This window comes from Flammeovirgaceae bacterium SG7u.111 (genome assembly GCA_034044135.1).
Lineage (GTDB): Bacteria > Bacteroidota > Bacteroidia > Cytophagales > Flammeovirgaceae.
On record CP139021.1, the window covers coordinates 4,741,501 to 4,766,995 of the forward strand.

A 25,495-nucleotide genomic window follows, 5' to 3' on the forward strand; every position below is an offset into this window, starting at 1 on the left:
CAGACTTATTGCTCAAAATAAACGCCTGCCATCTTTTCACAAATTACCCAAAGACTATCTGCCGTATTCCTTTCCAAAGCCCAAGGTCTTACCCCAAAAGGGGCATCACTGCCATTTGGTACCATTTGGGAAATATTGCAATCTTCTAAATATTGTCCGCCTTTATCATTTAATTGTGGACTTACAGCAGCCCAAGTTGTGGTAGCTCCACCTTGTTGTACTGTCTTGTAGATGTCGCCTTCGTTTTCGGGTTTTCTAAAGTAGTTTAATAGCTCCGTGCCATAAAAAGTCCTTAAACTTTGCCCTGCAAATTTTGTCATCCAAACCTTGAATTTTGGAGCATATCCAACCAAAGAAGCCGCAAAAAGGTCAGACGAAGGAACAGGACCAGGATGTACGGAAAATGATTGAATGTTGTATTTACTGAACAATTCGTTTTGCTTAACAGAAATTAGCGCCACTGCCGTTTTGCTTTGGCAATAGGCTTGGAATCCATCATAGGGTGTATGTTCATAATTAATATCATTCAAGTTTACATTGCTCATCCTGTGTCCGCGAGAAGATAAATTTACAATTCTTGCCCCGTTGGCTTTTTTCAAAGCAGGGAGTAGTTTGAGGCTCAATTCAAAATGACCCAAAACGTTGACAGCAAACTGGCGTTCATAGCCCCGTTCATCTCTTTGAAGTGGTGTATTATGAATCCCTGCACTGTTTATCAATACATCAATCTGCCTATTCGATTGCATAAATTTTTTAACGAAGGCATCAATGGATTTTGGCATTAGTAAATCGAGGTATTCAATTTCTACATTAGGCAGGCCTTTTAGGTTTTTCTTAGCCCAGTTAACGTCTGGAGCAAGGGCAATAACGGTAGCTCCTTTGCTCACGAATGCTTTTGTAGCTTGTAGTCCTGTGCCAGTATGTCCGCCCGTCATTACAATAATTTTACCAGACAAATCCATTCCTTCAACCACTTCCATAGCAGTGGTGCTATGACCAAAGTTATTTTTAATTTGTTGTTGTAAGGTGTCAGATATAATTTGACCTGAATAGATAGGGTTTCCAGCGGATTTATCATTTTTTACGAACATAAAAATGATAGAGGCATAGAAAAGGACGTAGAGTAAAAGGGGAATTCCAATGAAAATATACAACATCTTTTTTAACGACATTTTTGTAGCGATTAATTTAAAATTTACACTACAAATATCTGCTAAATACTATCGAGCTACTTTGTTGAAAAGTCCAAAGTTGCTCAATTGAAATTTTAAAACCGTAATCCATACATTTCAATTAAGTACCAAACACTTTTTGTACGGCAACCAAGTCCATCCCTTCTCTAACCAATTTTATTTTACCATTTTCTGCAACCAATCTACCCATATACAATTGTTTATAGGGTTTTCCAATCATAAGTGTATCTACTTCATACTCTGCAAAAACTTGATTTGGAGTTACGATATATGTTTTTATATTGATAAAACTAAATTCGGGAGACCTTTCCCCATGGATGCCATGTAGGGCAGCTCAATAGCGCCATCTTCTGCAAAAATGGAAGCTAAATACTCAGGATTACCAATATTATTTATATACTCATGGAAGAGTTCTTCTGCATTTTTCATAGTGAAGTTGTCTAAAGTAAGAATTTCATGGCGAGAATGAGCGGATTTTGTTCTAGGCGATTCAATTTTGACGAGAATAATGGTGATTATTTAAGGAAAAATTGAAAAAGCATAGGGCAAAATCAGTCATTCGTAGCCGAAAGACTTTACTTTAGACAACTTCAGTATATTATTTTGAATTTATGGTTTTAATAATTTCAAGGGTGTTTGTTTTCTGAAAGTTCAAACACCCTTGAATGGTGATTTAATTGCTATAGGTAGCCAACCATTTTTCTTTTATTTCTGCTCTTGCGTTTATGAACTCAATGTCGGTTCCTTGAGCAATCGCATCTAGAGGAAAGCGCAGCGGTCTTGTTCCGTTTTGCATGCTCACCAATTTTAAAATTCCATCGGCAATGGTTTGTGGGTTCATGTCAAACTCCTGCATTTTACCAAATAACCCTGCTCCAATCGCATTAAACATATCTGTTGCAACAGGGTCATATGCTGCCGCAACTTCGGTTTTGTCTGCACCAATACCTGCCTTGCTTCCGTTGTTCATTTCGGTAGGATAAACACCAGGTTGAATGGTTACATTCTCTATATTAAATTGAGCCAGTTCTGCTTGCAACCCTTCGGAAATGCTTTCTACACCGAATTTAGAAGCCAGATATGGAATCATAAATGGTAGTGTATGCCCACTTGCTCCAGAGGTAATATTGATAATTAAACCTGATTTCTCTTTTCGCATACTGGGCAATACAGCTTGATAGGTTCTAATGACACCATAAAAGTTCACTTCAAACATTTTACGAATTTGCTCTATTGAAGTAGCCTCTAAAAGTCCAAAACCTGTTACGCCTGCATTGTTGACCAACACATCAATTTTTCCGTGCTTCGCCAATGTTTTTTCAAAAGCATTCGTGACAGATGCATCATCGGTTACATCTATTTCTACCACTTCTACATTGGGCAATTCAGCAAGTTCTTTTGCTACTGTTTCGTTTTTAGCTGTTGTGCCACGCATACCAGCAATAACGGTGTAACCTGCGTTTGCAAGGGTAATCGTGGTAAGTTTACCAAAACCCGTGCTTGTTCCTGTAATGAAAATTGTCTTGTTCATCTTTTTAAAATTTAAATTGTTATTGGATGAAGCAAAGATGCGACTACAGGAAGTCTTTTTTCATTGACAAATGCTCGAAAAAAAAGCAAACAAATATCAATGGTTTAGAAGACTGCTTTACTTTTTGGTTGCGTTTCTTCTTATACGAGTCAGTGTTTCAGGAGTAATCCCAATGTAGGAGGCAATCATATGCTGTGGAACCCGGTTGGCAATAGAGGGGGATTTCTTCAAGAAATCCAGGTACTTTTCTTCGGCAGAAAGACTTATTTGGGAATGGATGCGGCTTTGAGATACATTAAAACTCCTTTGCAGGATAGTATTTACTAAATCATTGAGTTGCGGAATATTTTTACAAAGGTTGTCAAAGTTTGTTTTCTCAATCAATATAATTTCTGAATTTTCAATAGCGTCAATATTGAATTGAGAGGGAGTGCCGTTCATCAAACTTGTTCTATCGCCTGTCCAATAATTTTCGGGAGAGAAACTCATAATATGTTCCCGTGCTTCCTTGTCGAAAGAAAAGGTTTTTAAGAGGCCACTGCATACAAAAGCGTTGTATTTCCATATGTCGCCCTGCTGTGAGAGGTACTGTTTTCTGCGAAGCTTTTTTTCGATTGTGACGTCACGAATCATCTCAATTTCATTTTCAGAAAGTGAAATTTTATCTTGCAGGTATTTGATAAAGAAGTCAAACATTGAATGTAACTTTTTTCCAAGTTTAAGTATATATAAGTTGTTTAGAATCTTGACATTTAGGTTTGTTACTGTTCGATAAGCATCCTAGTTTACAAAGTTCAAGGATCCTTGTTTACACTAGATTCTGACTTAATCTGATTGATACTTGTTTGTCTCTAATGTTCTTTTCGTCAAAGTAACCTAAAAATACGTTACGATAAAAGACTCTCCATATACCGTTACCAATATCTTCAACACCTACGTATTTCCCTTTAAGAGCAGCGGTCAAATATATCCAATGATAAGACTTCCATCTGATAGCACCATTTTGGGTTACCTTCATGATTTTTAGGTTAGAATTGTAATCAAAATCTTTGATGATTTCGGGATATGGCCGGGTAGAAAATTGATGGGCAGAAGCAGGAGTTTCCATTTGTAAGGCTTCATGAGGTCTAACATGATTGTACTCTTTTACAAAGCTGTTTAATCTTCGCTGTTGAGCTCTTAAATCTTGGGCAGAAGGTTTTGCACAAGCGGCTTTTAAATCACGGTGCATGCGTTCATGTCGTCCGTTTTGTTCTGGGTGTGCAGGATCAGAAAATACGGGTAAAATACCAAGTTCAATAAACCAGTAAGAGAGCTGTGTAAACCTTTGAATAGCCCTGACTGAACCAAATGGACTTCCGTTGTCTGTATGGATTTGTTGGGGTATACCATATTTTCTGAAAACCTTGGTAAACTCCGCTTTAACAGCCTTAAATGTCTCGTTGTAATGACCTTTTGCAGTGAATAGGAACCTGCTTTTGGAGTCTGCAATAGTTAGGGGGTGACAATAGGTTTTGTTACCCATCAAGAACTTTCCTTTGTAGTCAGCGGACCAAACTTCATTACAGTGTTTAGGGTCAAAAACAGGGAAAAGAGGTTTGATCCTCTTCATTCTTTTTTGAGGTTTAACGTATCCGTGATTTGCAAGAATTTTATGAACGGTAACCACACTTGGAATATCTTTTTCAAGACAAACGTTAAACAACAATCTTCTGATTTTCTTAGCACCCCAGAGCCTGTGTTTTTCCTTTAGTTCTATGATTTTATTGACAACCTCATCGTTAGTTTTTAGAGGGTGGCTTTTGTGTGCTGTGCTACGATCTAATAAGCCCTCAATTCCATAATTAAGATACCGATGGATGAGCTTGTAGGCAGTAGGCCTAGAAATATTAAATGCCCTACAAAGTTCTGTGATGGAATACTTTTCGGTTCTCCATTCACAAATAAAGTCTACTTTTTGTTCCATTTTTGTTTTTACTTTCCAAGCCATGATAATTCGATTTTGAGTCAAATTATCTGAACCTAAAAATGTAAACAAGGAAGGTTTAAAAGTGTAAAGGAGGAAGCTTTACCGTACCTTCGTTGCGCCAAATGCACTACAACGGTTTGTGTATGCTGTCATAGTTTCCCGCAGGGTGCTATGCACTATACACTTTGTTGGAAAATCGTTTTTATAGGTTACTTAATTCATTAATTAATTCAAGTTGCGGTGTATATAAGTAAATCTGCCAAAATGTATAAGTTTAAGAGCGACCAAGCCATTAAACTAAATACATTATGACAGATTATACGATTGCAATATATTGTTTTATTGATGGTTTTCTAAAAAACACCGGTGGCAGAGATGAAAGCAAAAGAAAAATGAACGATGCGGGGATCATGACCACCGCCCTGGTCTCGTGCAGGTATTTTTCAGGCAACCAGGCCAAGGGGATGCATTATATGAGGGCACATTTCCAAGTCGACCTGATAGACAAATCTGGTTACAACAGGCGGCTACACGGCCTTTCCCTCCAGCTTCACCTGCTTTTTATAGGCCTGGGAAATACCCTGAAAGACCTCAACGCTTCTTGTGAATACCTGATCGATAGTTTTCTGGTTGCGGTATGCCGGAACATCAGAATACCGAGAAACAAAATACTGGATGGTGTAGAGGCCTATAGAGGGAAGAATGCGTCCAAGAGGGAGTGTTTTTATGGTTTTAAAGTTCAAATGGTCACCACTGCGGCGGGGGTCCCGGTCGATTATTTTATTTGTGCGGGCTCCTTTGCCGATATCACGGCCTTTAAGGCGATGGATATCGACCTTCCTGAAGGGAGTACGTTATATGCCGACAGTGGCTATACAGAATATGAAATTGAAGATTTGCTCAAAGAATGTGAGGGCATTGACTTTTTGGTCGAAAGGAAGTCCAATTCGACCAGAAAAGACTCCCCAGCTTTGGCTTACATCAAAAAACATATGAGAAAGCGGATCGAGACATCCTTTAGTGGGATCAATGCATTTTTTCCCTTGAAGATCCATGCCGTGACACCACAAGGCTATCTGCCCAAAATATTCCTGTTCTTGTTTGCTTATACTTTGAAAAAATCAATTTGATACAACGCAACTTGAATTAATTAATTGTGCCAAAATACCTAAATCAAGAATATCAAAAGTATATATTTATATTTGTGGCTACGATCTATTTGGTACAAGCAATGCAGAGTATGGATGATGAAAATGTTATTTGGGGGAAGTTTAAAGAAGGGAGCTCCGATGCATTTTATAGCTTATACGATCTATATTACCAACCTTTATTTTATTATGGAATGAGAATTTCAGGTAATAAAGATCTTACCAGAGATGCTATTCATGATCTTTTTTTAGAGCTGTGGGAGTCTAGAACACGAATAAAGAATGTACAAAGTATAAAGCCCTATCTGCTTAAGAGCCTAAGAAATATCATTATTGATATTCTCAATAAGGACAAGAAGACATTAAATGTATTTGAAGATGCTTTCTTTGAAAAAAACACCATTGAAACTATCCTTTCCCAAGAGGATGTGATCATACAAGAGTATGATAGTTCAATAAATGTGGAACAGTTGAACAAAGCTTTTAATATACTCAGCAGTAGGCAAAAAGAGATAATTTATTTGCGTTTCTACAGCAACTTGAATTACAAAGAGATTGCCGAAATAACCAACCTAAAATATCAATCAGTTAGAAACCTAGTTAGCAAAGCCCTCCTAAAACTAAAAGAGAGCCTCATCTTTTTTTTAATTTTTTTATCACTCACTATCAATCAATTACATAGTTAACTGATTTTTTCTTACCAAAAAGCGAGTACAAAAACCTCTTTTTTCAGAGTAGATAATAAACAGCATTAGGTCATCTTTAATTCCACCTAATTCTGCTGTAAATATATATTTCAAAAAAGCTCTTTATGGCTTTTAACTACTTAGAATTATAGTATGAAGGAATACGATAAATATGAAATTGCAGATTTTTTGTCTGATCCATCTTTTCAAGATTATGCCTTGGGCAAGGATGAAAATGCAATAAATCAATGGAACACTTGGATAAACAACCATCCTGAAAAACAAACACTTGTACTTCATGCTAAAGGTTTGTTGAACTCTCTCCAATTTATCGAAAAACCAATAGATGATACCCAACTACTCATTGATAAACAAAAGCTGCAAAGCGCAATTGCTGCTATTAATTTAAAGAAGAACATTTCCCCTACACGTACACGTAAATTCATCCCTTCTGTTTGGCTCAAGATAGCCGCTTCTATAGCCCTATTTCTATTGGTAGGTTATACATTTTGGAAAAGTGCTCAATCACTGCGAGGTAATCTGGTTGAATCAACACCGATCAGCTGGGTAACCAAAGAAACCCAAAGTGGGCAAAAGTTAAGTATCACGTTGCAAGATGGGACTAAAATAAAGCTCAACTCCAATACTAAAGTTCGGTTCTCATCACCTTGGACTGAGAACAAAAGAGAAGTGTTTTTTGAAGGAGAGGCTTTTTTTGTGGTAGCCAAAGACCCAACCCGCCCTTTTATTATCCATACCAATAGTCCTATATCTACATCAGTTTTAGGCACTTCATTTAACATGAGAGCCTATCCTGATGAAAATGGTATAGAGGTAGCGCTAGTAGAAGGGAAGGTAAAAGTTTTTAATAAAACAGCCCAAAATGAGCAAATGATCCTCAATCCATTGGAAAAAGCGTATTATAACAAAAAAGAAGACGGGCTTTCCAAATCTGGTTTTGACCTCGCCAAAACACTTGCTTGGAAGGATGGCATCTTGTTTTTTGAGAATGCTACTTTTGATGAAGTGATAAAGCAGCTCGAAAGCTGGTATGGTGTTGATTTTATCATAGAAAGCCGACCAACATTTGTGGAAGGTTTTTCTGGCAAATTCCACAATCAGGTACTGGAAGATGTATTGATAGGAATAAGTTATACTTCCGAATTCAATTACAGGATCGAAAAAAACAAAGTATATATCTCCAAATAACAATAAACATTTTTTGTAAAATGAAGAATCACATCAAACTTAATACCTCTTAAAAAAAGCCAGTCACATACTGTAACTGGCTCAAATATCACTAGTCATAATTGCTTTGCTACCCGTTGGACCCGGCGTTCGCCTTGCAATGATGACCTTAGAATTATTTTGACCAAAAAGTACTTTTTAATCAAAACTTCTTAAAGATATGAAATTGAAAATAATACGACAAATTTGGATTATGTCTAAATATGCGATTTACGGGATAACATTACAATGCTTGTTTTATAGTTTGCTGCTTGCCGAAGATGGTTATGGACAGCACAAAAGCATTGAAGACATCTACCTCTCTGTAAAACTTGAAAAAGTCCCTGTAGAGACTATCTTTTCAGATATTGAAAAGAAAACCGATTTTAGCTTTGTGTACCATAATGTACAAGTCAAACACAAAACCTTGTCGATCAATGAAGGGACAAAATCATTGGCTGAATTGCTAAGGTACATTTCAAAAGAAACTAACCTCAAGTTTAAAAGAATAAATGAGAACATCTATGTCTCTCAAATGAAGAAGGGAGTCGATGAGGTAAATAGCAATTATGATGTAGAGGAAATACAACAGGTTCTTGTGAGTGGCAAGGTTGTTTCTGCAGAAGATAATGAGCCACTACCGGGTGTAAATATTATCATAAAGGGAAGCAATACTGGTACTACAACGAATATCGATGGAGCTTTCTCTCTCAATGTATCCCAAGGCAATATACTTCAATTCAGCTATATCGGCTTTATTTCTAAGGAGATAGCCATTACCACAGAATCTGAGTTGACCATTGTGCTAGCGCCCGACCTAGAACAATTAGAAGAAGTAATAGTGGTAGGTTATGGAACTCAAAAGAAAGAGAACCTCACCGGTGCAGTAGGCACAGCAAACTTAGATGATATCGATTCTCGCCCAATCACCAGTTCTAGTGCTGTTTTACAAGGAAAAATTTCAGGCGTTTATGCATTGCAAAAGTCTGGAAAGCCAGGTGGAGACGATGCTGTAATCAACATTAGGGGTGTTGGTACACTTAACAACAGCAACCCTCTAGTATTGGTTGATGGTTTCCCATCCAACATCAATGATGTGAATCCTAATGATATAAAATCGATATCTGTATTGAAAGATGCTGCATCTGCAGCTATTTATGGAAACAGGGCGGCAAATGGAGTAATTATTATTACGACCAAAAGAGGAGCGGCTAATAAAACATCTATAACGTACAACAATTACTTTGGTGTTCAGAATGCGACAAGGCTTCCTGAAGTTTTGAATTCGTATGAATATACTACCTTGTATAATGAGGCATCGGCAAATACAGGTATGCAACCTAGATATACTGATGAAGAAATTCAGAAATACGCTGATGGGTCCGACCCTATGTATCCAAGCATCAACTATTTTGATGTTTATTACGATCAAGCTACTATCCAAAACCATCGGATTAGTCTTACAGGGGGATCTGATAACCTGAAATATGCATTTATGGGCGGCTACTTAGACCAAGAAGGTATATTGGTAGGGACATCTTATAAAAAAGTAGATTTCAGGTCCAACATGGATGCGTATTTTTTGAGTGATGACAAACTCAGAGTTTCTGCTCGTATGTCAGGAAATCGTGGTATTACCAAAGAACCTACGGATGAGTGGAATGCCAAATGGTATGCGACCAACTCACCTGTGTGGCCATTGAAAAATGGGGAAGACCAATGGGTAGCTGTAATAGGAGAACGAAATTATTATGGAGAGATACAGGAAGGTAGTACTCGGGAAATAGAAAGATATACTTTTAATGGACAGGTTGAAGCAGAATATGAGATCATAGATGGTTTATCCGCTCAAATCACTTCGGGTTTTAATGTAGTAACTGCCAATAATAATGCATTCCACGCAAATGTATTGTTAGCGAACTTAGATGGCAGCACACGTTCGTTAACTTCCGATCTGACAGAAACAAACGACCTGAACACCCAAACATTATTTACTGGGCTATTAAAATACAAAAAAGCAATTGGTAAGCATGAGCTTAACTTGCTTGCAGGTTACCAAGAAGAAGAGTTCCAGTGGAAATGGAGCAATGGTTACAGAAATACCTTCATCAATAACACACAGCGCTACCTGAACCTTGGAGATGCTTCTACTATGCAAAATAATGCTGGTGCTTACGACTTGGGGCTACAATCTGTATTTGGGCGAATCAATTATAGTTATGCTGGGAAATACCTATTTGAAGCAAATGTAAGAAGAGACGGTTCTTCAAGGTTTGGAGAAGGGTATAAATGGGGCACCTTCCCTTCATTCTCTGTAGGATGGATGCTTTCTGATGAAGCTTTCTTGCAAGACGTAAGCTGGATGGACCAATTGAAACTTAGGGCATCTTGGGGTAGATTGGGCAACCAAAATATCAATAATTATTATGCAGCAAGTGATATTTTATCAGCAGGCACCAACTATAGTTTTGGAGGAAACCTGAATTCAGGGGTTGCTATAACCAGCATGACCAACAAACAAACTACTTGGGAAACCACAAAGCAGATCAACGTAGGGGTTGACATGACAATCAACCAGAATATTGACATCACGATTGATTACTTCAACAAGACTACGGAAGATATTTTAATGCAAATCCCTATACCTGTTACTCTAGGTAATTTGTCTCCTCCATATCAAAACGTGGGAGAAGTAGTAAACAAGGGAATTGAGTTCACAGGTACTTACCGAAAGATATTTGCCAACGACCTCAGGTTCAGCACAACTGTAACACTAGCCAGTATCAAAAATGAAATCACAAATCTCAACGGAAGAAGCCCAATAATCAATGGGGTTTCTGCATTAGTAGAAGGCTCTCCTATCCACTCCTTCTATGGGTATGAGCAAGATGGAATTTACCAAATAGACGATTTCACATGGCAAGATAATAGCAATTCTTCTATTCTTCACGAAGACCGCCAGTACACTCTAAAAGAAGGGGTAGTTGCAGTAGCTAATTTTACAGCTCAGCCCGGCGATGTGAAGTTTAAGGATCAAACAGGAGATGGAATAGTAACTACGGACGATGACCGCAAGGTAATTGGAAACCAGTATCCTGATTTGGCCTACTCTGCACAATTTAATTTGGAATGGAAGAACTTTGACCTTGGATTTTTCTTCCAAGGAGTTCAAGGAATAGAAGGCTATACTTACTATGAAATAGCCACTCCTTTCAGTGGAGCGGCATCTAACATGGGTTCTTGGTGGCTAGACAGGTGGACTCCTGAAAGCCCATCTAACGAATTGCCAAGACTAACATTGGATGGAGTTAGAAATAACATCCACTCTACACTGTACATGGAAGATGCTTCTTACTTAAGATTGAAGAATATTGAAATAGGCTATTCACTACCTAATAATGTACTTTCTGCCATAGGTATAGGGTCTTTAAGGGTATTTGGTAATGTTCAAAATGTATTCACCATAACCAAGTACAAAGGCTTTGATCCTGAACAAACAACAGGTGAGACACGGGCACAAGCTTATCCGCAAGTGCGAATGTTTACCGCTGGTTTAAATGTTAACTTTTAACTGTAAGTATCCATCAAAAAAACTATGATAACCTATCGGTCTAAATAATCTTGGTTATCATAGTTGAGTTTATTTTTTATCACAGCACTGGTGCTTAGAAACAATGAAAAATATGAAAACTATATATAAAATAGTAATAACAGCTTTATTCCTCTTCGGATGTACAGAAGACATATTGGATAAATATCCTCAAGACCGACTTTCTCCAGACACTTTCTATCAGAATGAGGCAGAATTGAATATGGGGTTGACGGGTATCTATGAGAATATCAAAGAATATGAGACCCCCATTCATTGGTTTCAGTTTGATTTTATGTCAGACGATGCCTTTTGCCACCATGCTTGGCAAGGTTCGCTAGAATTTGGATCTTGGTCTCATAATTCAAATAGCTGGGCCGCAGGAGCAAAGTGGGCCAGAGCTTATCAATTAATAGTAAGGGCAAATACTTTTTTGGAAAATACAGAAACAGCTCCGGTAAGCGACGAAGTAAAAACCCAAGTAGCGGCAGAAGCTAGGTTTCTAAGAGCCTATATGTATTCAGATCTGATACATTTCTTTGGAGATGTTCCACTCATTTTGAAAGTACAAACAATAGACGAGGCCTATGTGTCACGCTCACCAAAAAGCGAAGTACTGACCGCCATCCTCGCTGATTTGGACTTTGCAGCTCAAAACCTTCCTACAAGCTACTCTTCAGACAATGTAGGACGTGCTACCAAAGGGGCAGCTTTAGCTTACAAAGCCAGAACCTTATTGTACAACGAAAAATGGACCGAGGCAGCAGCTGTAGCAAAAGAGGTAATGGACCTGAACGTTTACGATCTATATCCAGATTATGAGGGAATATTTTTAGAAGAAAATGAAAATAACATAGAAGTCATTTTTGATATCCAATATATAAAAGACCTAAATGCTCAGCCATGGCCTAGTTCAGCACTTTCTTTTGGAGAATGGCCAACCCCTAATATTAGCATTGATTTGATTAATGCATATTACATGACTAATGGCATGGCGATAGATGATTCGGGATCAGGCTACGATCCTCAAGATCCTTATTCAAATCGAGATCCAAGGCTTGCAGCTTCCATAGCATTGCCTGGTACAAATCTTGGTGCAAGCCGTACCATGATCCCTGCTAATGATGAAGTAATAACAGGAGTAAGACCTAGAAAATACGCTGACTTCTCAAATTCAAACCGTGATAATTGCGGCATTAATACTATTAAATTGCGTTATGCCGATATTCTTCTAATGCGAGCTGAAGCATTAATAGAATCTGGAGATAACTCACAGGAGGTATATAACCTGATAAATGCAGTGAGGCAGAGAGCAAATATGCCAAGCATAGAAGATGCAGAAGGAACTGGACTAAGTACAGGCGAGCTTAGAAATATTGTCCGTCACGAGCGCAGGGTCGAATTCCCAATAGAAGGACTACGCTATGCCGACATGCTTCGCTGGAAAGATGAGTCTTTGGTTCATGATGTAATCGGTTACAACAAACAAAAATTATCTGACCCATCCAGCTCTGAAACATGGCAGTTTGAAGAAGTAATTGCTGCAACCCGAGCTTTTGATCCAGCAAAAGGCTGGTTATGGCCAATTCCTCAAACAGAGGTACAAAACAATGAAAACTTATCACAAAACCCAGGTTATTAATAACAAAGAGGGCAAGCCGAAAGCTTGCCCTCTTTTGCTTTTCACCAATTTTAAGTATCTAATCATACCCTAGTTTTGGATGTTTCTTTTACGACAGACTGGGCAAAATCTCATTCCAAATTTCAACTACTTCCAACTACTTCTTCTCTAACGCCTCTCCCCCAATCTCTACCATATTAATTGGAAGAACTTATAGCGATGCCTCCACCGACAAAAATGCTATATGCCTACATAAGTTTTTTTTGTTTTTAAGAATGAACCGGTATTGGAGAGTAACAAGAATGAGAATCTCATCAAGTACGAAATCTCTTTCCTATTAAGTTACTCATAATCTGCGCTAAATGCAATTGGACGTGCTTACGAAGTAGGGTAAAACAAACAAGGGCTTCCTTTATTCACAACTCCCATTCTTATAATCAGCCCCTCCTCTAAGTTATATTATTTTACCCCCTTCTTATACCATATTGCCCTATATCGGTCAATAATGGCAAAGTATTAAAATTGTTTTTTACATTAGATGAATATATTCTGTGTGTCCAAACCCTAATTTTTTATACTATGCATAAAAATATTTTAACCATACTCCTGCTATTAAGTCCTGTCATCGGCATAGCCCAAACGTATGAGGTAACCTCCAAAGACAACAACACAACGCTAACCGTAAAGGTAGGCGAAGACATTTCTTGGTCAGTCATAAAAGGTGGCAAAACAGTGATTGAGAATGTCGCTATCGGGCTTAACCTTGGGAACATGGTTCTCGGAGAGAAAGCAAAAGTTTCTTCCCACAAAATAGTGGAAGTAGCCGAAGATATTACCGCAGTAGTTCCCCAAAAAAACAAAGTGATCCCTAATTCTTACAAAGAGCTCCAATTAAATCTAAAGGGAAGGTATGCCGTCCATTTCCGTGTTTACAACGAAGGGGTAGCCTACCGTTTTGCCAGCTCGCTTAAGGGAGAAATTGAGGTGCACTCCGAAAAAATGGAAGTAACTTTTCCTGCCAGCACTACCTCCTTTTTCCCGAAGGAAGACAAGATGTACTCGCACTACGAACGGGAATATCTTCTAAAAAAGCTGGACACCATTCCGAGCGGAGAGTTTTGTTCCCTCCCCGTTATGTTCACCGAAACCAATGGGTTTAGGCTGCTTTTTTCCGAAGCAGACCTCTACGATTACCCTAACCTTTTCTTAGCAGCTGAAAGCGGGAATACCCTAAAAGCTGTTTTTCCTAACTATGTATTGGAAACAAGACCTGACCCTGCCCGGGCAGACCGCAATGAAATCATCACTAAAAAAGCAGATTACATAGCCAAAACCCAAGGTGCAAGGTCTTTTCCTTGGAGGCTTTTTGTAATAAGTGACGATGACAAAACTTTCTTGGAAAATGACATGGTCTATAAACTTTCCAGGCCACTCGAAATTGAAGATGTTTCATGGATAAAACCTGGCAAAGTAGCATGGGACTGGTACAATGACAACAATATTTACGGTGTCGATTTCAAAGCGGGACTCAATACAGAGACGTATAAATACTACATTGATTTTGCATCGACTTATGGATTAGAATATGTGATATTGGACGAAGGATGGACAAAATCTACCACCGATATTTTAGAGGGCAATCCTGAACTTGATGTAAAAGAGTTGATCGCTTATGGCAAAGAAAAAGACGTGGGAATTATTCTCTGGTGTCTTTGGAAGCCTCTCAATGATAATATGGAAGAAATACTCCAAACCTATGCCGACTGGGGGGCAAAAGGCGTGAAGGTAGACTTTATGCAACGAGCCGACCAATACATGGTAACTTCTTTTACCAAAATTGCCCAAGAAGCAGCCAAGCGCAAACTATTAGTCGATTACCATGGCGCCTACAAGCCTAGTGGCTTGAGGAGGGCTTACCCTAACGTGATCAGCTACGAAGGGGTGAAAGGAAATGAAAACAACAAATGGTCGAAAGAGATCACTCCTACGCATAACGTTACCCTTCCCTTCATCCGAATGGCGGTCGGACCGATGGACTTTACACCGGGAGCTATGAGCAATTCCCAGCTCATCAACCATAAGATCAGCCATTATCGCCCCCAAAGCTTAGGCACCAGGGCGCACCAAGTAGCTATGTATATAGTGTTTGAAAGTGCGCTCCAAATGCTGTGCGATGCTCCTTCCACTTACCTTAAAGATAAAGCAACCGTTGAGTTTATCGCACCAATTCCTTCTGTATGGGACGAAACCCATGCGTTGGAAGCCAATATCGGGGAATATGTAGCAGTAGCTAGAAAAAGTGGTGACAATTGGTATGTGGGAGCTATGACCAACTGGGATGAACGAGAGATGACCATCGACTTTTCATTCTTGCCCGAAGGCAACTATGAAGTTACTATGTTCAAAGATGGGGTGAATGCCAGCAGGTATGCCGAAGACTACAAAGTGGAAAAAGTGAACGTAGACAAGAGTTCTAAAATCACCATCCAATTAGCAAAAGGTGGAGGCTGGGCAGCTACTCTCAAAAAGCTGTAAGCAGAAACTAAAATAGGCTCAGGCACAACCCATGTAAATACCTGAGCCTATTGCAATTGCAACAATAACAAAAGAACTATCCTTCACTTACCCGAACTTAGAAGCATCGTCTTGCTAAACCAACTGGGAATTTCCGTTACTCCTTGTCCACAGCTTCTTTCATTGCTTTGTTTATGTTATGGAAAGGGCTAATAGAAATGGATGCTACTTTAGCTTCGTAGGCTTTCCAGTCATTTTCGAAGAAGGCATCTATTTTGCCCATTACTACTTCGGCTTCTTGCTCCACGTTCTTTACTAAATTGAGCTGGTTGGCATTGGGTGCCTCCAGCGAGCCAGAGAGCATGTAATAAGCATTCCTCAACCTCGCACTCAAGATAGTCGGGCTTCTTACTATTCCCTGCAAGCCTTCTTTGGAGAACACCAACTCTTTTAGCTCCGTTATTTGGTTTTTAATGCTATCACTTTCCGCTTTTATCTCTTCTACATTCTCTCCTTCGCTTGGCAGTTGCTTCAACACCAAATCAATAGCCTCTAATGCTTCAATAAGCTTGTCTGTACTTTTGGTTACTTCCGCCACCTTTTGGGACATTTCCTCTAGGGCATCGTACCTAGCTTCAATATCTTGCGCAGAAAGCTCTATCCGTGGGTCGCCAAGTACTTTCACCGTGGTAGAATCGCAGGCTTCTTTCCACGTCATTTTTACTTTGTATTCTCCGGGCTTCACCCAAAAGCCACCATTTTCGCCAGCATCTTTTTTAGGCTTAGAAGTAGAAGGGAAGCGAACACCAGCCACATCTAGCTCCCATTGCACTCGGTTCAGTCCTGTTTCTGGCTCTGGTTTCAAGGTACGGATAAGCTTTCCCGAAGCATCAAACACTTCAATTTTAACCTCCTCCTTTTTCTCCGCATCCTTTGCATTTCCTTCTTTTACGAAGTAAGAAAGCATCGCCCCAAAAGGTCTGTTTTCCCCAGCAAAAGTGGCATCTGCACCAAAGCGCATACCCGAAGCCTGCCCATACACAGCAAGGTACGCATCTGGTGCGGCAAAGGCATGGATTTCTTTGGCCAACACCTCTTTCTCTTTGGCAACTTCCCTCAACGGACGGATGTCGTCGAGCACATAAGCAGCTCTACCAAAAGTACCTATTACCAAGTCATGCTCCTTTGGTTGGATAACCATATCCATAGTAGAAACCGTAGGGTAGCCATGTTTCCATTGCTGCCACTTCTCTCCTGCGTCGAAGCTCACGTACAGCCCAAATTCTGTTCCTAAGAACATCAGGTTTGGCTCTTCTAAATCTTGCACAAACGAGAGTGCATAGCCCCAAACCTTTGTTTCGTCCACTATTCTCTTCCACGATTTTCCGTAATCTTTGGTCTGGAATACAAATGGCGTCCAGTCGTTGCGACGGTAATTATTGAACAGTACAAATGCTTCGCCTTCATTGAACTTAGACGCTTTTACCTGTGGAATCCAACTGCCAGCAGGCACACCTTTTATGCTCTTGGTCAAATCTTTCCAGGCCTTTCCTCCATCTTCTGTGAGGTGCAATTTTCCATCGTCAGAACCTACCCAAATCAACCCTTCTTTCAGCGGGCTTGGCTCTATGGCAATGATGGTTGTGAAGTTCTCCGCTTGGGTGGCATCGTAGGTCAAGCCACCACTTTCTAGTTGCTTATGCTTGCTGGTGTCGTTGGTGGTGAGGTCTGGGGAAATAATGCTCCAAGTCTCGCCCTTGTCGGTGCTTTTGTGCACGTATTGGCTACCGTAGTAAATGGTTTTGGTATCAAAAGGATCTTGGGCGATTGCCGAATTCCAGTTAAAACGCAAGGTTTTTCCTTCGGAATGAACAGGCTTTATCCCTTTACGATGACCTGAAACCAAATCGTAGCGCCCCAAAGACCCACCTTGAGACATGGCATAACCGTAGCGGTTAGGCTGCTCCGGATCTGGCATCACATCAAATCCATCGCCAAACATTACCTCTTCAAAATAAGAGTTTCGGATACCGTTGGCTCGCCAAACATAGGCTGGACCACGCCATGATCCGTTGTCTTGCATACCTCCATAAACATTATAAGGCGTTTCATTATCCACATTTATATGATAGTACTGTGCGAGCGGCAGGTTCGTTACAAAGCGCCAGTTCTTACCCAAGTCGTGGGAAATAGCCATCCCTCCATCGTTCCCCAACATCATAAAATCAGGGTTTTCAGGGTGAACCCAAAAGGCATGATGATCAGGGTGGACTCCTGAATAAGGAACGATCACCTTGAAAGACTTTCCTCCATCTTCACTCATAGAAACCATGGAATACAAACTGTAAATCCTGTTCTCGTTTTGTGGATCGAGAAAAATATCAGCATAATAAAAAGGCCTGTTGCCTATCTCAGGCTTGTCGTTTACCATGTGCCATTTTTTGCCGCCGTCGTCGGAGCGGTAGAGGGCATTCTTTTTCGACTCTACAATAGCATACACCACATCGGGTCTGTTTTGGGCAATAGCCAGCCCTATCCTACCTAACTCACCCTTGGGCAGGCCATCTTCCGAAGTCCGTTCCTTCCAGGTCTTGCCGCCATCGTGGGTCACATACAGCCCTGAGCCTTCCCCACCCGACTTGAAAAACCATGGCCATCTCCTAAATTCCCACATGCCTACAATCAACTTCTCGGGGTTCTTTGGGTCGATCACCATGTCACCCACACCTGTTTTCTCATTTACATAGAGGATTTTGTTCCACGTCTCGCCTCCATCGGTGGTTTTGTACACACCTCGCTCAGGGTGTTCGCCCCAAGCCGAGCCTTGCACGCCTGCATACACAATGTCAGGATTGTTGGGATGGATAATTACTCGATGGATATTTCTTGTTTTTTCTAGCCCTTTCAGCTCCCAGGTCTCCCCGCCGTCTCGACTGAGGTAGATGCCCGCTCCGCTAGTCTGGCTGTTACGTGGGTTGCCCTCACCTGTTCCAGCCCAAATGATATCAGGGTTAGCTTGGAATACAGCCACCGCGCCTATTGAGGCAACTTTCTCTTTGTCAAAAAGCGGCTTCCAGCTAATGCCTCCACTTTCCGATTTCCACAATCCTCCCGATGCCGTTCCCACATACATCACTTGCGGATTGTTGGTTACCACATCGATGCTCGTGACCCTGCCGCTCATCCCTGCAGGACCTATGCTTCGGGCTTTCATTCCTTTGAAGAGTTCGAGGTCTTGGGCTTGAGCCAGCCCAGTGGCAAATAGAAGGGTAATAACATAAGTAAAAAAGCTCAATCCGAGCCTTTTCCTTGGCTTTAGTTCTTTCATCCTTTTTGGTTCTTAGTTTTTGTGTGATTGTTGCTGAAGCTACCTGAAGAGGCTAGCTTCTTTGGAATACTAAAAATAGAACACAGGATTCAATTTGCCATGAAAGAAGTGGAAAATGAGGGAATAAATGCAAAACAAAGATATCGGGTACATATTATAAAAAAACAGGGGGCAATTAAAAGTATGTTTTTTTCATTTCCAAGAATGGTTTAAATGAGATAGGTTAACATACAAATCCCCAGTAGAAAGTATTTATGTATCCTTTTGCTTGAGTATTTTTTTTATAAAGGGGAGGGGGAGAATGGGCATCAAAAAAAAGCCCTGAATCTCTTCAGGGCTTTCAATTTATTTTTTCTTTGTTGTCGTCTTTTTAGTAGCTTTCTTTCTACCCCCTCTTTTTGGTGGCTCAACTACTTCTTCTTTTATCACGTGCGAGAAGATTCTTCCACAGTGCTCGCAAACAATAAGCTTTTTACGTTCGGCTATTTCAACCTGACGCTGAGGAGGTACTACTGCAAAGCAACCTCCGCAAGCTCCACGCGCAACTGGCACTACTGCCAAACCGTTTGAAGCATTCAGCCTGATTTTTTCGTAAGAATTGGCAAGACGGCTTTCCAACTGACCCATCGCTTTTTGCTTTGAGTTCAACAGCTTGTCTTCTTCTACTTGAGTCTCGGCCATAATTGAATCGAGCTCTCCCTTCTTCACATCCAAATCTTCCATTCTCCCTTGTAACCTAGCTTCTGCTTCGGCAACTTGCGTTTTTTTTGCGTCTATCGAGAAGCCCGCTTCTTTTATTTTCTTTTGAGAGATTTGAATTTCCAAATCTTGGAGCTCCATCTCTTTCGTGATAGCATCGTACTCTCGATTATTACGAACATTCATTTGCTGCTCCTCGTACTTCTTGATCAGCTGCTCAGAGTTTTTGATGGCATCCTTGCGAGCTTTGATCTCATCTTCCAACTTCTTCTGTTCGTCCTTAAATTTCTTGACCCTTGTCTGATACCCTGCTATCTCATCTTCAAGATCTTGAACTTCTTCAGGTAAATCTCCTCTGATTTTTTTTATATCATCTATTTTAGAATCTATGTCCTGGAGTTTAATCAGGGAATCAAGTTTTTTGGCTACGGTGCTCTCCATTTAATCTTAATTTGGATTATATGTCCTTTTCTATAATATTATTTGCCGAGCAAACGGCTATTTCAAATCAATCTGCAATTTTAGCAATTCCTTTTCAAAAATAGTTGAATAAATCAATTAATTTTCTTTTTTGGCAAAAGCGGGTTCGCTCTAAGAGAAATATTGAACCGGATTAGTATCAATGGAAGTGAGTCCTATAGGTACCTCATTACCAATACCTATTTTTAACATACCTCCTAATAGCTCACTGGTAAACTTCTCGCTTTCGTAGTGCCCAATGTCAGCGATAATGATTTTATTATCCGCATCAAAAAACTGATGGTATTTGTAGTCGGCAGTGATAAATATATCGGCACCTTGAGCCATTGCCTTGCCCAATAAAAAAGAGCCCGAGCCTCCACAAACAGCAATTTTTTGTATGGGCTTATTCAAAAAAGCTGTGTGGCGAATGACTTTCAACTCCATTTTCTCTTTCAAATAAGTTAAAAACTCCTCCTCAGAAAGCGAAACCTCCAACTCGCCTACCATACCCGAACCTATTTCCGGCGATTCATTTTCTACTTTCTGGATGAAATAGGCAACCTCCTCATACGGATGTGCTTTATCTAGTGCAGCTATTATTTTCCTTTCCAAATAATCGGGAAAAACCATTTCTATTCGCACTTCATCCACTTCTTCAAACTTACCCGATTCCCCAATATAAGGGCTCGCCTGCTCATTTGGCTCAAATGTCCCTTTTCCATCCACTTGGAAACTACATTTTTCATAATTGCCAATATTTCCTGCACCAGCTCTCCCCAATGCATCTAGCACTTCTGCTTTATTGACCAAGGGAACGAAGGTAATGATCTTTTTGAGCAAGCCTTTCTTAGGAGCCAGAGTTTTCACCTTGGACAGTTCTAGTCTATCGCAAATCATCTTGTTTACCCCATGTGCTACATTATCAAGATTGGTGTGGATGGCAAAAATGGCAATGTCATTTTTAATGGCTTTGATAATAACCCGCTCAATATAGTTTTTGCCTGTTATCGATTTCAGCCCACTGAAAACAATAGGATGATGAGCCACCACCATGTTACACTCTTTTGCAATTGCTTCATCAATTATAGCTTCTGTAGAATCAAGCGTAACCAAAATACCCGTCAGCTCAGCATTGGGGTTTCCCGTAATCAAACCAGCATTGTCGTAAGACTCCTGCAAAGCTGGAGGGGCTATTCTATTAAGTATACTTATAGCGTCTCGTATATGCATATTTGATAATATTTTCTATTGGTTTTGAAGTAATGCCAAAGCTAAACAAAATATCATTTGAGAGAAAAACCACATTTTAATTTACCCATAAAAAAAACCAGCCATAAGGCTGGTTTTTAATCGTATAGTGAGTATCTATCCTGATTTTTGGTTAGATAATTTTAGTCTGAACCTCATCAACAAGCTGAATAACTTCTTCTTCGCTTTTATTCAATCTGTGAGAGAGCCTCTGCACCAATTCATCTTCCTTGCCCTCTTCGTAATGCAAATCTGCATCATTCAGCTCGTCAAATTTAGTTTGAAGGATGTTTCTGATTGCACTCCACTTCATTTGAATATTGATTTTTTTTTGTGTTGCTAACATAGTTATGTCTATTTAATTGGTTAAGGTATTAAAAATTGTACTTTTTAAATAAAGAGCATCAAAATTAAAAGAATTTAAACCTTTCAATAGCATACTCTAAATATTAAACGGCAACATTTTACCCTTTGTTTCCAATCATATAACACAAAATCTAAAATACGTATTTTCCCTTAGTCTTATTAAGGGGAAATACGCTTTCGTACCTTCACTATTGAGTATACCCAAGTCTCGAAAGCTTCGTCTTTTTTCTTCTCCAATCTGGTTCAACTTTTACAAACTGCTGCAAGAAGATCTTCTTACCAAAAAATGCCTCCATATCCTTTCTCGCTTCCGTTCCTACCTTTTTCAGCATTTGTCCTTGTTTACCAATAATAATCCCCTTTTGGCTTTGCCTTTCCACCAATATATCGGCGTAGACCCTTATGATATCCTTTTCATCTTTAAACTCTTGGATAACCACTTCGGTAGCATAAGGCACTTCCTGCTCGTAATTTAGGAAGATCTTTTCCCTAATTATTTCCGAAGCAAAAAACCTTGAAGACTTATCGGTAATCTCATCTTTGCTAAAAAATGGAGGATGCTCAGGCAACTCTTCTTTCAATGATTCCAGCACAGCTTGCAAGTTAAAATTATGAAGAGCCGATACTGGCACTATCCCCTTTACCTTCATTCCTTCAAGCTTTTCCTTCCAAAACTCGATCTTTTCCTGAATCTCTTCTTGTGCTTTCAGGTCCACCTTATTGATCAACCAGATTACGGGAATCTCCAAATGACGAATCATTTTCAACACATCTTCCTCATCAAATTTTTCCTCGATATCGGTTACTACCAACAGCACATCGGCATCTTCCAATGAACTTTTCACAAATTGCATCATAGAAGAATGCAACTCATACTTAGGCTTGATTACACCTGGCGTATCAGAATAAACTATTTGATAGTCCTCTTCATTGATTATCCCCATTATCCTATGGCGAGTAGTCTGCGCCTTAGAAGTGATGATGGAAAGCCTCTCCCCCACCAGTTGGTTCATTAATGTTGATTTCCCAGCGTTTGGTTTGCCTACTATACTTACGAATCCTGCTTTATGTCCCATTATTTCTTATTTTTCTACAAAAGTATTTGTTTTTAATGAGAAAATCCTCACCTTTGTGCTCCCAAAATTGCGGGATGGAGCAGTTGGTAGCTCGTCGGGCTCATAACCCGAAGGTCACAGGTTCGAGTCCTGTTCCCGCTACAAAGACCCTCAAGCTATTCAAGCTTGGGGGTTTCGTTTTTTACCACCCCTTTTTTAAGAACTCAAATATTTCTAAATCCTCCCTTTTGATAAAGGAAGCAAAATTTTATTTGAATAAAGACAAGTTTGGAGGAAGAAACCCAGCCATTGCAAAACCAGTTTCCAACTACGCCAGAAATTAAAAGCACTCTTTTTTGTATTTAATAAAAAAAACCTCATCTTTGTGCACCCAAAATTGCGGGATGGAGCAGTTGGTAGCTCGTCGGGCTCATAACCCGAAGGTCACAGGTTCGAGTCCTGTTCCCGCTACAAAGACCCTCAAGCTATTCAAGCTTGGGGGTTTCGTTTTTTACCAGCCTCCTTTCCTAAAAAAAACACCCTAATTCTTTGCAAGAGTATTAATACTTAACATTTCCCACATAACATTTTTATCCGCAAAAATTCGAAAACACAGCATAAAATAGAACAAGTAAACGCTTCGTTTCCAGTTGTTTTATCCTCAGCTACAAATAATTATTACCAATACTTATTTGTTTTTTATTAAATTTATAAGTGTATTTATGACAATTTTAAATATATAGGGTTCGCTGCGCCAATAAACAGGTTCAAGAAATACTATCACCAACAACTGACAAGCAGAGCAAATATGAAATTATCGTAAATGCCCCAAAACTTTTACTATCTAAAAAACATGTAAAATATATCACTACTATCAACCATTGAACAGGGAATATGAAAATGAAAACTACGACTATCAATAAGACCTTAATCAGGCGTCTCAAAGAAGGAAACCTCGATGCCTTCCATCAGTTATACCAGCAATACAGTTCTGAAATGATTCGGTTAGCATTCCATTTTTTGAAAAATGAAGAAGAAGCGGAAGAAGCTGTCCAAGATATTTTCCTCAGAATATGGGAGAAAAGGGAATCTATAAATGAAAAGCTTGCATTTCAGGGCTTTCTATTTATAGTAGCTAAAAGAATATTATTAAATAAAGTCAAAGCTAAGAGCAAGTACAGGTTCACAGAAGTAAACGAATGGAACGCTATTAGCACTTCAAACATGGAAGAGCAGCTCATTTGCGAGGAGCTGTTTCAACTTTCAGAAAAAGCCATCTCTAAGCTACCCTCCAAAAGAAAAGAAATTTATTTGATGAGTAGGGAACAAAAGCTCACCTACAACCAAATAGCCCAAAAGCTAGGCATAAGCCGAAAAACGGTTGAAAACCAAATTGTATTAGCTTTAAAGGGCATTAAAGAACACCTTCAGAGGTATTCAGACTACTCCTTTTCTTTAGGTTTTCTGCTGCTATTTTTATAGAAAAACATCTCTCATAAGAACCCCTCTCCTACCGCCTAAAAAAACTTATTTTTTTTTTTTGGGGGGGGTATCCCCTTTTGCTGTATTTAAATGTATCCGATACAAATAAATATATTTATCTGACCACTCAGGCTGCCAATACCAACAAATGGAAGCCTACAATACACAAGCAGAAGAAATGCACGAATCAGTTCGCTGGAAAGTCATTGAGCATCCAGTACACTAAATATGAGAAGGAAAAGAAATTGATAAACCCATAATTATTCATGATACCAATAAATATTCGCCACTTGCTTGAAAAAGTAAAATCTGGTGACTGTTCACAAGAAGAGTTTCAAGAGTTCCATGATTGGCTATCGAAGCCTGGCAATGAAGATCAAGCTTCAGAGTATTTCGATAGAATTTGGTCAGAAACTTTTGCAAAAAAACAACCTAAGCTAGATACTGATCAAGAAAAACTGTGGGATTCAATTCTTCAAAAAGCAACATCATCGAAAAAAAAGCAAACCAAACACTTTACAGTACATAAAAGAGAAAAAAGAAGCTTTCCTACTTGGACAAAAATAGCTGCGGTATTAGTCCCACTTTTGGTCATTATCCTATTTTGGACAGTAAAACATGAACTTGGCAACAGCGCCATTGCACAAGTGAAGCCTACCAAAACCATCATAGCTCCTAAAGGAATGAAAAAGCAAATCACATTACCCGATGGATCTAAAATAAAACTCAACTCTGGCTCAAAGGTTACCTTCGACGAAGATTTCATAAGTGGAGAAGACAGAATAGTGCATTTAGAGGGAGAAGCATTTTTTGAAGTGACAAAACTAAAAGGGCAACGCTTTAAGGTAAAAACTAAAAATTCGGTAATAACCGTGTTGGGAACATCCTTCTCAGTTAATAATTACCCATTTAGTAACAAAGGATACGTAGCAGTTCTCACCGGTAAGGTAGACGTACGATCTCAAAAAGAAAAAGTACTCCTCCTCCCAGGTGAAATGACCATTTTAGGTTCAAAAAAACTAGAAAAACAAACATTTAACCCTGACGAAATTTTCCTGTGGAAAGATGGCGTACTGTATTACCACAATGCTACTCTCGACCAAGTTTTCCAAAAGCTGGAGTTCTGGTATGGAGTAGAATTTCTGATTCAGGGAAAAAAAAGCTCTAGAACTGGCTTTTCTGGCAGGTTTAAGGAAGAATCATTAGAAAATATACTGGAAGGACTCGCCTTTTCGGCTGGGTTCAAATTCGACATAAAAGACAAAAAAGTTAATATCCATTTTAAATAACCCTCTTTACCATGAAAGAAAACTACTTTAATCTATTGAAATCCGGCTAAACACCCCTTGTCTTCACTACCAAGTGCACTAGACAAAC

The 25,495-nt window shown here is 39.5% G+C and carries 18 protein-coding genes and 2 tRNA genes; 10 read left to right on the forward strand and 10 right to left on the reverse strand.

What is annotated here, in order from left to right:
• Positions 1-5 precede the first annotated feature (5 nt).
• The 5 genes from R9C00_18610 to R9C00_18630 form a co-directional block, all read right to left on the reverse strand.
• Entirely contained in the window at positions 6-1,157 is a 1,152-nt protein-coding gene (locus R9C00_18610) for an SDR family NAD(P)-dependent oxidoreductase (protein ID WPO33714.1), read from the reverse strand.
• Between the two features lie 312 nt (positions 1,158-1,469).
• Complete coding sequence (locus tag R9C00_18615) at positions 1,470-1,622, reverse strand: hypothetical protein (GenBank protein WPO33715.1); 153 nt, start codon at positions 1,620-1,622, stop codon at positions 1,470-1,472.
• 244 nt (positions 1,623-1,866) lie between these two features.
• Complete coding sequence (locus R9C00_18620) at positions 1,867-2,724, reverse strand: SDR family oxidoreductase (protein ID WPO33716.1); 858 nt, start codon at positions 2,722-2,724, stop codon at positions 1,867-1,869.
• A 117-nt stretch (positions 2,725-2,841) separates the two neighbouring features.
• Complete coding sequence (locus R9C00_18625; protein ID WPO33717.1) at positions 2,842-3,420, reverse strand: Crp/Fnr family transcriptional regulator; 579 nt, start codon at positions 3,418-3,420, stop codon at positions 2,842-2,844.
• Positions 3,421-3,532: 112 nt separating this feature from the next.
• Positions 3,533-4,714, reverse strand: coding sequence for an IS481 family transposase (locus tag R9C00_18630; protein WPO33718.1), 1,182 nt, complete (start codon positions 4,712-4,714; stop codon positions 3,533-3,535).
• Between the two features lie 287 nt (positions 4,715-5,001).
• Here R9C00_18630 and R9C00_18635 point away from each other — a divergent pair, with 287 nt between their 5' ends.
• From R9C00_18635 to R9C00_18660, 6 genes are all read left to right on the forward strand, one after another.
• On the forward strand, positions 5,002-5,823 hold the full coding sequence (locus R9C00_18635) for an IS982 family transposase (protein WPO33719.1): 822 nt from the start codon (positions 5,002-5,004) through the stop codon (positions 5,821-5,823).
• 110 nt (positions 5,824-5,933) lie between these two features.
• The gene (locus R9C00_18640; protein WPO33720.1) at positions 5,934-6,527 is read left to right on the forward strand and encodes a sigma-70 family RNA polymerase sigma factor; all 594 of its coding nucleotides are present in this window, start codon (positions 5,934-5,936) and stop codon (positions 6,525-6,527) included.
• Between the two features lie 153 nt (positions 6,528-6,680).
• Positions 6,681-7,736, forward strand: a complete 1,056-nt coding sequence (locus tag R9C00_18645) for a FecR domain-containing protein (protein WPO33721.1) — start codon at positions 6,681-6,683, stop codon at positions 7,734-7,736.
• A gap of 199 nt (positions 7,737-7,935) precedes the next feature.
• On the forward strand, positions 7,936-11,325 hold the full coding sequence (locus R9C00_18650) for a SusC/RagA family TonB-linked outer membrane protein (GenBank protein ID WPO33722.1): 3,390 nt from the start codon (positions 7,936-7,938) through the stop codon (positions 11,323-11,325).
• Between the two features lie 112 nt (positions 11,326-11,437).
• On the forward strand, positions 11,438-12,985 hold the full coding sequence (locus R9C00_18655) for a RagB/SusD family nutrient uptake outer membrane protein (protein WPO33723.1): 1,548 nt from the start codon (positions 11,438-11,440) through the stop codon (positions 12,983-12,985).
• 558 nt (positions 12,986-13,543) lie between these two features.
• The gene (locus R9C00_18660) at positions 13,544-15,499 is read left to right on the forward strand and encodes a glycoside hydrolase family 97 protein (protein WPO33724.1); all 1,956 of its coding nucleotides are present in this window, start codon (positions 13,544-13,546) and stop codon (positions 15,497-15,499) included.
• A 136-nt stretch (positions 15,500-15,635) separates the two neighbouring features.
• Here the strand turns inward: R9C00_18660 and R9C00_18665 are convergent, their stop codons facing one another.
• The 5 genes from R9C00_18665 to era all read right to left on the reverse strand — a co-directional run bounded on the left by R9C00_18665 (position 15,636) and on the right by era (position 22,657).
• Positions 15,636-18,806 carry a hypothetical protein gene (locus R9C00_18665; protein WPO33725.1) on the reverse strand — a complete coding sequence of 1,057 codons (3,171 nt, stop codon included), beginning with the start codon at positions 18,804-18,806 and terminating at the stop codon, positions 15,636-15,638.
• Between the two features lie 345 nt (positions 18,807-19,151).
• A complete protein-coding gene (locus R9C00_18670; GenBank protein ID WPO33726.1) occupies positions 19,152-19,946 on the reverse strand; it encodes a C4-type zinc ribbon domain-containing protein in 795 nt (264 codons plus the stop codon).
• A gap of 150 nt (positions 19,947-20,096) precedes the next feature.
• The gene (locus R9C00_18675; GenBank protein ID WPO33727.1) at positions 20,097-21,197 is read right to left on the reverse strand and encodes a Nif3-like dinuclear metal center hexameric protein; all 1,101 of its coding nucleotides are present in this window, start codon (positions 21,195-21,197) and stop codon (positions 20,097-20,099) included.
• A gap of 151 nt (positions 21,198-21,348) precedes the next feature.
• A complete protein-coding gene (locus R9C00_18680) occupies positions 21,349-21,528 on the reverse strand; it encodes a hypothetical protein (protein WPO33728.1) in 180 nt (59 codons plus the stop codon).
• Between the two features lie 241 nt (positions 21,529-21,769).
• Positions 21,770-22,657 carry a GTPase Era gene (gene era / locus R9C00_18685; protein WPO33729.1) on the reverse strand — a complete coding sequence of 296 codons (888 nt, stop codon included), beginning with the start codon at positions 22,655-22,657 and terminating at the stop codon, positions 21,770-21,772.
• A 68-nt stretch (positions 22,658-22,725) separates the two neighbouring features.
• Here era and R9C00_18690 point away from each other — a divergent pair.
• The 4 genes from R9C00_18690 (at position 22,726) to R9C00_18705 (ending at position 25,407) form a co-directional block, all read left to right on the forward strand.
• Positions 22,726-22,798, forward strand: a tRNA-Met gene (locus R9C00_18690).
• A gap of 236 nt (positions 22,799-23,034) precedes the next feature.
• Positions 23,035-23,107, forward strand: a tRNA-Met gene (locus tag R9C00_18695).
• Between the two features lie 423 nt (positions 23,108-23,530).
• The gene (locus R9C00_18700) at positions 23,531-24,118 is read left to right on the forward strand and encodes an RNA polymerase sigma-70 factor (GenBank protein ID WPO33730.1); all 588 of its coding nucleotides are present in this window, start codon (positions 23,531-23,533) and stop codon (positions 24,116-24,118) included.
• A gap of 266 nt (positions 24,119-24,384) precedes the next feature.
• Positions 24,385-25,407 carry a FecR domain-containing protein gene (locus R9C00_18705; GenBank protein WPO33731.1) on the forward strand — a complete coding sequence of 341 codons (1,023 nt, stop codon included), beginning with the start codon at positions 24,385-24,387 and terminating at the stop codon, positions 25,405-25,407.
• Positions 25,408-25,495 lie beyond the last annotated feature (88 nt).